The following is a 12,661-nucleotide window of genomic DNA, read 5'->3' on the forward strand; positions in this document are numbered from 1 at the left end:
GATTCCGTTATCCGCCTCGGCGTCATGCAAGGCGAGTACCATTGGCACAAGCACGACAATGACGACGAGTTCTTCTTCGTCCTCAGCGGCCGTTTCATAATCGATCTTGAGGGACACTCAATCGAGTTGCTGCCCAATCAGGGCTTCACTGTGCCGAAGGGAGTGTTGCATTGCACGCGCGCGCCCGAAAGGAGCGTGATCTTGATGGTCGAGACCGCAGCAATCGCGCCCACTGGCGATGCCTGATCGAACCGCTCAAGTCCGGTCGCCACTGCGCCCAAGGTGAGATTTCCGCTCCTGGGCCCATCCGCGACATGCCTTTGGACACTACGAATGTCTGCTCTTCGGGGGTAGACCGGCGGTAATCAACCGGCGGCCGAAACGACGCGATTGACCCAGAGCGGACGTCGTTGCCTCGCGAGACCCGCACTGCGTCGGGACTGTTCTGTCACCAATGGTGGAGCAATCAAGAGCCAAGGTTTCAAGCTATGCCATCCGCGGCTGGGGTCTGTCGCGCCGCTTTCTCTTGCGCGAGAGTTGCTTCCAGCCGCGAGATGTTTTCCAGGAAGCGCTGACTGGTCAGGACGAGGACGTAATAGCCGAATTGCGGATTCTGAAAGTAGATTTCAAGCAGCCGTTCATAAGTTATGGTCAGGACTTGGCCGTCTTCTATGCATTCGACCGTTCCGGTTCGTCGGTTATTGGGCGTAAGAAAGCCAAGTTCTCCCATGAAACGTCCTGGCGGAAGCTCGACGCCGATTTCCTTGACGAGGAACTTTCCTGTGACGGTGAGAAACATTTCGGCAGCCGCATCCCCCTTCCTGAATAATCGGTCGCCCCGGCGATATCTGCGTTCGCTCATGAACGGTTTGAGCCATTCCTTCGACATGTCACCCTGGGTCGCGTTGCGTGCCTTCTTAACGAGCTTGAGCAGTTGGCGGAGGCGAACGGCATTGACCGGCAGCAACAGCAGATAAAGCAGAAAGGTCGCGACGCTTCCGGAAAGCGCGCCAGAGATTACGAAGAATGTACAGCCGACCATATTCGCGACCCGCAGTGGCACCATTGTCTGCATCAGCAAAGTAGCGACAAAGAAGAAGGCACCAATCAAAGCGAACATGTTGGCGAGCGTGATGTTGGCCAACACAATTTCAAGCAGCCGATTAAACAGTGCGTCGTAGGTGATGTTGTTGGGATCAAGTCCCATCTGAACGAGAACCTTTGCGATCCTGAGATTATCCGCGGCCGTATCAAGGATGCGGTTTAATATCGTGGAAAGGTCTGCACTGATGGGCTCCATTGGATCATCCCTCACAAAGCGGTCAGTATCCCCCGAATATATCCCGGATATTGATGATCGAGGGGCGATATTGAAGGCGCTTTTTGTTGCGGCGCATGAGTCCGAAAGTGGCCCTGAGCCGTCGCACAGCGAGAAAATTGGTGTTGCTTTGACCAATTTTGACCCCTTCCGCAAAGTTCTATTGAGCCTAGAATGCCGTCCCATCGAGTTTTGAGGGCGGGCATGAGGCGACGGCAATTTCTCGGAGCTTTTGCTGGGGCGGCGGCGTGGCCGCTAGCAGCCTCCGCGCAACAGACCGGGAGGCGTTATCGCATTGCAATCTTGGCATCCGCGAGGGCACAAGTCCTTCTCGATGAACTTGACCAAACTGGATTTGTGGAAGGCCGCAATCTTGAGGTTGATAGTCGCGGCATTGGCGTAGCCCCTGCTTCTTACGAAGAGGTCGCCGTTGAACTAACCAAAGCGCGGCCCGACGTGCTCGTGGTATTCGGACCCGACGCGGCTCGCGCTGTACAAAAAGCTACTCAACGCATTCCCATCGTTGCGCTTGCAGATGACTTGCTCGGCAGCAAGCTCGTCACCTCCATGTCTCATCCCGACGGCAACACAACCGGTGTCGCCATTTTCGCATTTCAGCTCGATGTAAAGCGGTTGGCGCTGTTGCATGAGGCACTCCCCGCAGCTCGAAAGATAGCTGTATTTGGCGATCATGAGCCAATACGAAACATCGACGCTCTTGAAAGTGCTGCCCGTGCGTTCGGCATCGAGATCGTTCCGTATGTCGCACGGTCTGAGGGGGGAGTCATCCGAGCGATAGATGCCATGAAGGCGACATCGGTCGAGGCGGTCAATGTCTTGGCGTCACCCTTACTGGGGGGATCTCTCCGTTCGCTAATCCGTGAACGCTTCGATCTGTATCGCCTGCCAGCCATTTTGCAATGGCCTGAAGAGGCTGAGGCAGGCGGCCTGATTGCCTATGGTCCCCGTCTCAGCGTTGTTTTTCGTCAATGCGCTCGTCAGGTCGCGAAGCTCTTGCGAGGCGCCAAAGTGGCGGAAGTACCTGTGGAACAGCCGACTGAAATCGTTCTGGCTATCAACCTTAAGACGGCCAAAGCACTTGGTGTGATCATTCCGCCAACGCTGCTCAGCGGTGCGGACCAAGTGATCGACTGAGGTCTGGTGTCGGCCCCTGGGCCGACGTGCAGCGAAAGCCCTGGCATGTCCGCTATCAAAGACAGAGCGGTACTTTGTCGCCTCAGACTTCCGCCTCTGACCCCAAAGCGGACCTTTGGAGTTGGATAGTCCACCGATAAATCTCGGCGTGGAATGCTCGGCCCGGCGGACATGGTCGTCGGGATCGCTGATTTCTGCGTCTCACTCTAAGCGGAAATCTCTTTCAGAACCGCACACTCGACATTGATTGGCGCGAACTGGCCGAGCGGGAGAATGCTGAACCTCAGACGCGCAGCTCAAGTTCCGACGTTAGCCTCCGGACTGTCTGACAAACCCTCGGGCTTCTCTTCGCAATTGCGAACGCTGATTGTTCGCGATCTCGCTATCGACGGGCGGAGTTTCTGGGCCTAGGCTTGATGCTAACCTTTCGAGTAACGGGGCCTTGGGAGGATCATCATGGAAACGACGGACACGGTTACGTCTTCCACTTCCGCAGCGCAGCGAGAAGGCGCCTTGGTGCGCCTTGCGATCGGCTTTACCGCGTGGGCGGAAAAGTGGTTTCCCGATGCGTTCATCTTTGTCGCCATCGCTGTCGTGGTGGTCTCGCTGGCGGCGCTGCTCAACGGCGCCTCGCCGGTTGCCGTCAGTGTCGCCTTCGGCAACGGGTTCTGGAGCCTGATCACCTTCACCATGCAAATGGCCTTCGTCGCGATCGGCGGCTACGTCGTCGCCACCTCAGGCCCCGCGCAACGGCTGATCGGCTGGCTCGCCGATTTGCCCAAGACCGGCGTCGGCGCCGTCGGCCTCGTCGCCTTCGTTAGCATTCTGGCTTCGTTGCTCAATTGGGGCTTAAGCCTGATCCTCGGCGGTCTGCTGGTCGTCGCGCTTGCGGCACGGCGCGAACTTAGGATGGACTACCGGGCTGCGGGCGCGGCCGCCTATCTCGGGCTTGGCGCCACATGGGCGATGGGGCTGTCTTCCTCGGCGGCGCAGCTGCAGGCCAATGCGGCGAGCCTACCAAAAGGCCTGTTGTCCATTAGCGGGGTCATTCCCTTCTCCGAAACCATCTTCCTGTGGCAGTCGATGGTGATCACGTCCGTGCTTCTCGTGATCTCAGTCGCCATCGCGATCTGGTCGGCGCCGGGTCCCAGTTCCGCCGTGACGGCTGAAGCGATGGGCATCGAGACCTCGCGCGGCCAAGCCATCGAGGTGGCGCCGCCGAAGCAGCCGGGGGAATGGCTCGAGCATTCCCCGATCCTCACCATTCTGCTGGTGCTGCTCGCGGCCGGTTGGGTGATCAACGAATTCGCCCGCCAGGACTGGATGATCGCGATCTCCAATCTCAACACCTACAACTTCATCTTCATCATGGTCGGCCTCCTGCTGCACTGGCGGCCGAAGCGCTTCCTCGCCGCGGTGATCAAGTCGGTGCCGGCGACGTCGGGCGTGCTGATCCAGTTTCCGTTCTACGGCGCGATTGCCACGATCCTTACGCAGGCGAGGAACGGCGCGGGTGTCACCGTGTCCGACCAGATCACGCACGCCTTCGTCGCCATGTCGACGCAGCATCTCTATCCGTTGGTGATCGGCATCTATTCGGCGATCCTCGGCTTCTTCATCCCGTCGGGCGGTGGCAAGTGGTTGCTCGAGGCGCCTTACGTGATGCAGGCGGCCAACGATCTCAAGGTGCATCTCGGCTGGGCCGTCCAGATCTATAACGCGGCGGAGGCGTTGCCCAACCTGATCAATCCGTTTTGGATGCTGCCGCTGCTCGGCGTGCTGGGCTTGCGCGCGCGCGACGTCGTGGGCTTCACCTTCCTGCAACTGCTGATGCATCTGCCGGTCGTGCTATTCCTGCTGTGGCTGCTTGCCTATACGCTGGATTATCATCCGCCGGTGATACCCTGAGAGTTCGGTGTCATTTGCGTGCTGACGAGGTGATCGAGTGAAGCTTGCCATGTCGGCTTCTGGCCCTATTGCGAAGTTCGGGCCTGCTTTGAAATGGTCTGCTTGTCGGGATGGACCGGAAGTGGTCGACGGACCGTCAAACCGACACCTATGACCCTTAGCGGTCCTTGGCAGGCCGCCAATCGAAGGGCGACTAGCCCGAGCCTGGAAGGTTATCAGCAATAGGAAAAGCGGCCCTTTCTTTTGCGCCGGCCCCCCGGCCGATGGACTCTGGTACCGATTGGCGCAATCCTCCGGTCGAAAATGTCCAGTGCAGGGGCAGCCCATTTAGCCGACCAGCAGATATCGGGAGGACAACAACATGAGGACGCAGGGCAAGACGCAAGTCGCTTCCATCCTGGCTGCAGTGATACTCTCGGCAACAGCCAGCGCTCAACAGGCGCCATCCCCACCCCCGATAATTCCTTATGGAGTGCCACTAGGGCTTGAGGCAGGCAAAAAAATAATGGCTGCCGCGGAAGCGGAGGCCGAAAAGAATAACTGGGCGATGGCCATCGTGATCCTCGACAGCACGGGCCACATGGTGATGCTGCACAAGCTCGACAATACCCAATACGGCTCTCTTATGGCTGCCGAGGACAAGGCACTCAGCGCGATCAACTACAGGCGTCCCAGCAAAGTGTTCGAGGATTTGGTGGCGCAGGGCGGCATCGGTTTGCGTTCGTTGGCGCTCCGTGGGGCATCACCGCTGGAAGGCGGCATTCCCATTAATGTGGATGGCAAGATTGTCGGGGCGATCGGCGTCTCTGGCGGGACGTCAGTTCAGGATGGCCAAGTCGCAAAGGCGGGTGCCGACGTAGCGAAGTGAGACCCGCCACGCGCTCGCAATCACCGAGGCCGTCTTGTTGGCGACCTCGCCTCGTGCTCTTTGTTGCTTAGTGCTTCACGCATCTGTTAAGTCCGTTGTTGGCCACCCGCAACGGACATTAGGTGAGGTATCCCGGTTGCATTTGGGTCGGCAATGCGTGCGGAGAGGTCAACTTACCTGCCAGATGCAGTGATGGTATCATGACTGCTGGAGCCCCCCTGACGCACTGCGCGTCATTCGCTGGACGCCGTGATTCACTGAGCTGACACGTCGAATCGGCTCATTGCGCTCAAGCGGTAGATGTGAACCCACGACCTCTTGGAGAGCGCACGATGAAGGCCTTGCTGCTGCTCGTGTTTGCCATGGTTGTCATCGCCTCGGAAGCGACCGCACAGGATGCACCAAAGGACGCGCAATGTGTCCGCGAGCGCGCCGCCATGGTCGAAACCATCAGGACATACGCCCGATCCGCTGCCAGTGCCTTGGGACAGCAAGGCATGTCGGAGAGAATCCTTGAGGCCATGGAGCAAACGAAACGCCATCTGTTCATCCCCGAGCAATCTTGCTCCATCGCATACGCGGACAGACCGATTCCGATCGGCCTCGGGCAGACCATATCGCAGCCGTACATCGTGGCCTTGATGACCCAGTTGGCCGAGGTCGCGCCCGATCACGTTGTGCTGGAAGTCGGGACGGGATCGGGCTATCAGGCCGCCGTCCTTGCGCACCTGGCACGAAAGGTCTGCACCATCGAGATCATCGCGCAATTGGCCGAGACCGCCGCGAAAACGCTAAGAGACCTCGCGTATGACAACGTGAGCGTCAAGCTCGGCGACGGCTACGATGGCTGGCCCGAATGCGGTCCTTTCGACGCCATCATCGTGACTGCCGCCCTCGGGCAGCCACCGCCGCCGCTGATTGAGCAGCTTAAAGTAGGTGGCCGGCTGGTTATGCCGATGGGCCCCGGTTACACCGCTCAGCGGCTCACGGTCGTCAAAAAAATTGCCCCCGACAAGACGACGACGCGCGCCGTCGCCCTCGTGCGCTTTGTCCCCTTTACGCGTCCACAAAACTAAACGCTCGCAAACGTCCCGTTCTTGCTAGAATTTGGGGGACGTCGAGGTGGCCGGCGCCGCTCCGGAAAGTCGGCGAAAAATACGCGAAGTTCCGCTCCTTTGCAGTTGATGGCGTTTCAGAATAATTCCCGTCAACGAACATTCGCAAAGGCCGCCCTGATTGGCGGCCTCCTTTTGCTTTTGCGCATCACCGTGGCGGCACTTCCGGATATGGCCCCCAAGCGGACATGACCAAGCGCGCCTCGCATGTCCGCTTAGGAACGCAAAGCGGACCTCGCTGCTTCCGAAGCTGAAACGATAGATTTATGAGTACGCGCCCTAAATCATTACTAGCTGTATGGCTCGCGGCACAATCCAATCAGTAAATTGGGCCTACGTTTCGAGACTTCGAGGCGGAACAATTCCAACCGTATCAGGCTGCAACATCCAATCTTGAACCGCCTCCTCAATTCGTTCGTCAGCCACTCCAGCATCTTCAGGAGCCCGACTGCGCCTCGACCGCCTGCACGGCCACGCTCGCCACCTGCCGCAGCGCTTCGCGGTCAGCGCCCGAAGACGCCATAACGCCCATGCCGACGGAGACGGCCGAGACGTAGCGCGCGAGCGCGGCGGGATCTGACGTCGGCTTGAGATCGCCTTCAGCCTTGGCGCGCACGAAGCGGTCGCGGAGCTGGTCTTCGTTCTGGGCGCGGCGGGTGGCGAGTTCGAAGGGAACGTTTTCGGAGCCGGTGCCGCAGGCGATGCCGCCCTGCACGAGCAGGCAGCCGGGAGGATTGGCAGGATCGGTCTGCTTATCGGCGATGCCCATCAGCATCCGCTCGGCAACGTCGCGGGCGGTCGGTGCAGCGACCACCTCGTCCATCCAGACGCCGCGCAGTTTTGTGTAGCGGTCGAGCGCGGCCTTCAGCAGGCCCTCCTTGTTGCCGAAGCAGGCGTAGAGGCTCGGAGGATTGATGGCCATCGCCTCGGTGAGCTGGGCGATCGTGGCGCCCTCATAGCCATGGCGCCAAAACACTTCCATCGCCCGGTCCAACGCCGTCTCGGCGTCGAATTCGCGGGGGCGTCCCATGCCCATGTGCCTGTCCTCCTTCTCAATCGGCGTCGTATTTCGCTCTAACGCCTGATCCTATCTATTTGTTCTGCCTTAATTTTCTCTGCCGTCTTCCAATCGTCGCGGTATGCGAGTACAATTTTCTTAGTGAATGGTACATAAGTATCTTGCACTGCGACATCCAGCTCCACATTTGTAGCGACCACTACATATCTGGAGCGCGCAAATGCATCCCTCCCAAATTACCTCCCGCACCGGCCGTATCCGCCGTCTTCTCGGCGGCGTCGCCATCGTCGGCGCCCTCGCCGTGGCCGGTTCGATTGCGACCGGTCACTACTTCCATGCGGCTCAGGCCACCGCGACCGCGGCCGCAGCTGAACAAGCCGTCTCCGTCACGGTCGCGATGATCGAGCCGCGGCAGACCGTGCTGTGGGACGACTTCTCGGGCCGGCTGGAGGCCATCAATCGCGTCGAGCTTCGCCCGCGCGTCGCGGGTGCAATCCTTTCGGCCAACTTCACCGAAGGCGCGTTGGTGAAGGCCGGCGATGTCCTGTTCAAGATCGATCCGGCGCCTTACGCGGCCGAGGTCGACAAAGCCAATGCCCAGCTCGAGGCGGCGAAGGCGCGCGTGGTGTTCACCCAGAGCGAGCTCGAGCGCGGCGCGCAGCTGGTCGGCAATGCCGTGGTCACGCGGCGCGACTACGACCAGCGCGACAACGCCAATCGCGAAGCGATCGCCAACGTGAAGGCAGCCGAAGCGACGCTCCAGACAGCCAAGCTCAACCTCGACTACACCGAGGTGCGCGCGCCCGTTGACGGCCGCGTCGGCAAGATCGAGGTCACCGTCGGCAATCTCGTCGCCGCCGGCACCGCCTCCCCGGTGCTGACCTCGCTGGTCTCGGTCAATCCGATCTACGCGTCCTTTGATGCAGATGAGGAGGTCGTGCTGCGTGCGCTGAACTCGATCGCTGATACCTCCGGCAAGCGCGGCAATCTCGACCAGATCCCGGTGGAGATGGCGACCTCGGGCGGCCTTTCGGCCAAGGGCCACATCCAGCTCATCGACAACCAGGTCAACGGCCAGAGCGGCACCATCCGCGTCCGCGCGGTGTTCCAGAACGAGGACGGGCGCCTCATCCCCGGCCAGTTCGCACGCGTGCGCATGGGCCAGCCCAAGCAGCAGACCCTCGTGATGATCGACGAGCGCGCGATCGGCACCGACCAGGACAAGAAGTTCGTGATGGCGGTCGGTGACGACAGCCGTGCTGTCTACCGGCCGATCACGCTCGGCGGCGCGGTCGATGGGCTTCGCATCGTCACCGCGGGCCTGAAGCCCGGCGACCGCATCGTCGTCAACGGGTTGCAGCGCGTGCGTCCCGGCGCCCTCCTCAAGACGGAGGTCGCGGCGATGGGCGCGCGCGGGCCGCAGCAGGCCGCCAACAACAGCAACCAGGACGTCGTGCAGCGTTAGTTACTCATCCGGGGACGCGTATAACGCGCCCCCGGATCTCGAAGTCAGACAACTCTCAAGACATCACTTCCGGATTCCGAGTTCGCAGGCTTGGCCCACGTCCCGGGATAACGGGGAAGTTGTCTCTCGCGCAGGGGCAAAACCATGAATCTCTCAAAGTTCTTCATCGATCGTCCGATTTTTGCCGGCGTTCTTTCGGTCCTTATCTTCCTTGCGGGCCTGATCTCGCTGTTCGCGATGCCTATCTCTGAATATCCCGATGTCGTGCCGCCCTCTGTCGTGGTGCGCGCGACCTATCCCGGCGCCAATCCCAAGGTGATCGCGGAAACGGTCGCGACGCCGATCGAGGAGCAGATCAACGGCGTCGAGAACATGCTGTACATGTCGAGCCAGGCGACCACCGACGGCGCAATGACGCTGACGGTGACGTTCCGGCTCGGCACCGACCCCGACAAGGCGACGCAGCTCGTGCAGAACCGCGTGCAGCAGGCCGAACCGCGCCTGCCGGCCGTGGTGCGCCAGCTCGGCATCATCACCAAGAAGTCCTCGCCCGACCTGACCATGGTCGTGCATCTGCTGTCGCCGAACGGCCGCTACGACATGACGTACTTGCGCAACTATGCGGTGCTCAACGTCAAGGACCGGCTGGCGCGGATCGACGGCGTCGGCGACGTCCAGCTCTACGGTGCAGGCGACTATTCGATGCGGGTCTGGGTCGATCCGCAGAAGGCCGCCGAGCACGGGCTGACCGCCAGCGACATCGTCAAGGCGATCCAGGCGCAGAACGTCGAAGCCGCCGCCGGCGTCGTCGGCTCCTCCCCGAACGTCAAGGGCATCGACCTGCAGCTCTCGGTCAACGCGGAAGGCCGCCTCGCGAACGAGGAGCAGTTTGGCGACATCGTGGTCAAGACCGGCGTTCGCGGCGAAGTGGTGCGCTTACGCGACGTCGCGCGCATCGAGCTCGGCGCCTCCGCATATGGCCTGCGCTCGCTGCTCGACAACAAGCAGGCGGTGGCGATCCCGATCTTCCAGGCGCCCGGCTCCAACGCGCTCGAGATATCCGACCACGTCCGCGCCACCATGGCCGAGATCAAGAAGAACATGCCGGAAGGCGTGTCCTACCAGATCGTCTACGATCCCACCCAGTTCGTGCGCTCGTCAATCGAAGCTGTCATCCACACGCTGCTGGAGGCGATTGCGCTGGTGGTGCTGGTCGTGATCCTGTTCCTCCAGACCTGGCGCGCATCGATCATTCCGCTCTTGGCAGTGCCGGTGTCGATCGTCGGCACATTCGCGGTGATGCACGTGTTCGGCTTCTCCATCAACGCGCTCAGCCTGTTCGGCCTGGTGCTGGCGATCGGCATCGTCGTCGACGACGCCATTGTCGTGGTCGAGAACGTCGAGCGCAACATCGAGGCCGGACTGTCGCCGCGCGACGCGACCTACCAGGCGATGCGCGAGGTCTCGGGCCCGATCATCGCGATCGCGATGGTGCTGATCGCGGTGTTCGTGCCCCTCGCCTTCATCTCCGGCCTCACCGGGCAGTTCTACAAGCAGTTCGCGCTGACGATCGCGATCTCGACCGTGATCTCGGCTGTCAACTCGCTGACGCTGTCGCCGGCCCTGTCGGCGCTGCTGCTCAAGGGCCATAACGAGCCGAAGGACCGGCTGACGATCATCCTCGAAAAGGCGCTCGGCTGGTTCTTCCGCGGCTTCAACAAGGCTTTTACGCGCTCCTCGGAGAACTACAGCGGCACTGTCACCAAGGTGATATCAGGCAAGGCGGCGGTGATGGGGCTCTACGTGGTCCTGGTTGGCCTGACCGCCCTGTTGTTCCAGCAGGTGCCCAGCGGCTTCGTGCCCGGTCAGGACAAGCAGTATCTGGTGGGCTTCGCCCGCCTTCCCGATGGCGCAACGCTCGACCGCACCGAAGAGGTGATCCGCAAGATGAGCGACATCGCCCTGACCCAGCCCGGTGTCGAAAGCTCCGTGGCCTTCCCGGGCCTGTCGATCTCCGGCTTCACCAACTCCTCCAATGCCGGCATCGTGTTCTCGACGCTGAAGCCGTTCGACGAACGCAAGGATCCCTCGCTCAGCGGCCCCGCGCTCGCGGCCGAGTTGAACAAGAAATATGCCGGCATCCAGGAAGCCTTCATCGCCATGTTCCCGCCGCCGCCGGTCAACGGCCTCGGCACCATCGGCGGCTTCAAGCTGCAGATCGAGGACCGTGCCGGTCTCGGCTATGAGGCGCTGAACGAGGCGACGAATGCGTTCATGGCGGCGATGCAGAAGGCGCCGGAGATCGCCGGCGCGTTCTCGAGCTTCCAGGTCAACGTTCCACAGCTCTTCGCCGATATCGACCGCACCAAGGCGCTGCAGCTCGGGGTGCCCGTGACGGAGGTGTTCAACACGCTGCAAATTTACCTGGGCTCCTACTACGTCAACGACTTCAACAAGTTTGGCCGCACCTACTCTGTCTACGTCCAGGCCGACGCGCCGTTCCGCGCGCGTGCCGACGACATCAGGCAGTTGAAGGTGCGCTCGTCGTCCGGCGACATGGTGCCACTGTCGGCGCTGCTGAAGATCCGCCAGAGCGCGGGACCTGAGCGAGCGATCCGCTACAACGGCTTCCTGTCGTCCGACATCAACGCGGCCGCGGCGCCCGGCTTCTCCTCCGGTCAGGCGCAGGAAGCGGCGACGCGGATCGCGGCAGAGGTACTCCCGCCCGGCTTTGCCTTCGAATGGACGGATCTGACCTATCAGGAGTTCATCGCCGGCAATTCTGGCCTCTGGGTGTTCCCGCTGGCGATCCTGCTGGTATTCCTGGTGCTGGCGGCGCTCTACGAGAGCCTGACCTTGCCGCTCTCGATCATCATGATCGTGCCGATGGGCCTGCTGGCGGCGATGTTCGGCGTCTGGATCTCGAAGGGCGACAACAACGTCTTCACCCAGATCGGATTGATCGTGCTGGTCGGCCTTTCGGCCAAGAACGCGATCCTGATCGTCGAATTCGCGCGCGAGCTCGAATTCGCCGGGCGCACGCCGATCCGGGCTGCGATCGAGGCCAGCCGGCTGCGGCTTCGCCCGATCCTGATGACGTCGATGGCGTTCATCATGGGCGTGCTGCCGCTGGTGCTCTCGACCGGCGCCGGCTCGGAGATGCGGCGGGCCATGGGCGTCGCCGTGTTCTCCGGCATGATCGGCGTCACCGTGTTCGGCCTGTTCCTGACGCCGGTGTTCTATGTGCTGCTCCGGACCGTCACCGGCATGAAGCCGCTGACGCATCACGGCAGCGACACCAGCGCGGCGCCGGCCCAGGGCTTAGGGCACTAGATCAGGAGATACCTGACACCAACAGCAAAACGAGCACGGTCTTGCGAAAGACCGTCTCGTTGACGCGACACTCTCCCCGGGACGGTCACGCCTCGTCCCAGCCGACCTTCTCCGCGCTTTCCGACCAGACGGCGGCGCGATAGATCTCGCGCCCGCCATCGTCCCGGACGCGGATCCATGCGTCGCGATCGCGCAAATCGTCACGCCAGACGAAAAGATGTCTCGCCATCTCGTCGGCGACGACGAAGGTCGCCTTGGCCTGCTCGAAGACCATGCCACCCGGGTCGATCTTCACGACATTGCCAACCAGGAGGTCGAAGAAGAAACGGCGCATTCAGGACTCCGACTGCCAGCGCCGCTCGAAACACAACGTCATGATCTACTCCGCACAAGACTTGCAAGAATGAGACTGCGGCAAAACCAATGCGTCATGGCCATGCCTCTGCGATCGAGGACAATGTCAAATTCCTCCTGTTTGAAA

The 12,661-nt window shown here is 61.3% G+C and carries 10 protein-coding genes; 7 read left to right on the forward strand and 3 right to left on the reverse strand.

Annotated features, from left to right (window positions below; all coding sequences use genetic code 11):
- Nucleotides 1-246: cupin domain-containing protein (locus AC630_RS14490; RefSeq protein ID WP_143198048.1), on the forward strand; the 246-nt coding region annotated here is incomplete at its 5' end.
- A 235-nt stretch (nucleotides 247-481) separates the two neighbouring features.
- On the opposite strand, the gene AC630_RS14495 is transcribed toward AC630_RS14490, so the two are convergent.
- Nucleotides 482-1,300: a Crp/Fnr family transcriptional regulator gene (locus AC630_RS14495; RefSeq protein ID WP_074119190.1), complete on the reverse strand. Its 819-nt coding sequence runs from the start codon at nucleotides 1,298-1,300 to the stop codon at nucleotides 482-484.
- Nucleotides 1,301-1,621: 321 nt separating this feature from the next.
- On the opposite strand from AC630_RS14495, the gene AC630_RS14500 reads away from it, so the two are divergent.
- The 4 genes from AC630_RS14500 to AC630_RS14515 all read left to right on the forward strand — a co-directional run bounded on the left by AC630_RS14500 (nucleotide 1,622) and on the right by AC630_RS14515 (nucleotide 6,325).
- Nucleotides 1,622-2,473: an ABC transporter substrate-binding protein gene (locus tag AC630_RS14500; RefSeq protein ID WP_245330383.1), complete on the forward strand. Its 852-nt coding sequence runs from the start codon at nucleotides 1,622-1,624 to the stop codon at nucleotides 2,471-2,473.
- A 456-nt stretch (nucleotides 2,474-2,929) separates the two neighbouring features.
- Nucleotides 2,930-4,381 carry a short-chain fatty acid transporter gene (locus tag AC630_RS14505; RefSeq protein ID WP_074119192.1) on the forward strand — a complete coding sequence of 484 codons (1,452 nt, stop codon included), beginning with the start codon at nucleotides 2,930-2,932 and terminating at the stop codon, nucleotides 4,379-4,381.
- A gap of 361 nt (nucleotides 4,382-4,742) precedes the next feature.
- Nucleotides 4,743-5,249 (forward strand): GlcG/HbpS family heme-binding protein, encoded by a 507-nt coding sequence (locus AC630_RS14510; RefSeq protein ID WP_074119193.1) that lies wholly within the window; start codon nucleotides 4,743-4,745, stop codon nucleotides 5,247-5,249.
- Between the two features lie 332 nt (nucleotides 5,250-5,581).
- A complete protein-coding gene (locus AC630_RS14515) occupies nucleotides 5,582-6,325 on the forward strand; it encodes a protein-L-isoaspartate(D-aspartate) O-methyltransferase (RefSeq protein WP_074119194.1) in 744 nt (247 codons plus the stop codon).
- Nucleotides 6,326-6,800: 475 nt separating this feature from the next.
- Here the strand turns inward: AC630_RS14515 and AC630_RS14520 are convergent, their stop codons facing one another.
- Complete coding sequence (locus AC630_RS14520) at nucleotides 6,801-7,400, reverse strand: TetR/AcrR family transcriptional regulator (RefSeq protein ID WP_074119195.1); 600 nt, start codon at nucleotides 7,398-7,400, stop codon at nucleotides 6,801-6,803.
- 202 nt (nucleotides 7,401-7,602) lie between these two features.
- Here AC630_RS14520 and AC630_RS14525 point away from each other — a divergent pair, with 202 nt between their 5' ends.
- Both AC630_RS14525 and AC630_RS14530 read left to right on the forward strand, forming a co-directional pair.
- Nucleotides 7,603-8,847: an efflux RND transporter periplasmic adaptor subunit gene (locus AC630_RS14525; RefSeq protein WP_074119196.1), complete on the forward strand. Its 1,245-nt coding sequence runs from the start codon at nucleotides 7,603-7,605 to the stop codon at nucleotides 8,845-8,847.
- A 144-nt stretch (nucleotides 8,848-8,991) separates the two neighbouring features.
- Nucleotides 8,992-12,180 (forward strand): efflux RND transporter permease subunit, encoded by a 3,189-nt coding sequence (locus AC630_RS14530; protein ID WP_074119197.1) that lies wholly within the window; start codon nucleotides 8,992-8,994, stop codon nucleotides 12,178-12,180.
- A gap of 85 nt (nucleotides 12,181-12,265) precedes the next feature.
- Here AC630_RS14530 and AC630_RS14535 read toward each other — a convergent pair whose 3' ends face one another.
- Nucleotides 12,266-12,514: a DUF6894 family protein gene (locus tag AC630_RS14535; protein WP_074119198.1), complete on the reverse strand. Its 249-nt coding sequence runs from the start codon at nucleotides 12,512-12,514 to the stop codon at nucleotides 12,266-12,268.
- Nucleotides 12,515-12,661: the final 147 nt, after the last annotated feature.

It is taken from the genome of Bradyrhizobium sp. AS23.2, from assembly GCF_001908185.1.
Taxonomy (GTDB): domain Bacteria; phylum Pseudomonadota; class Alphaproteobacteria; order Rhizobiales; family Xanthobacteraceae; genus Bradyrhizobium.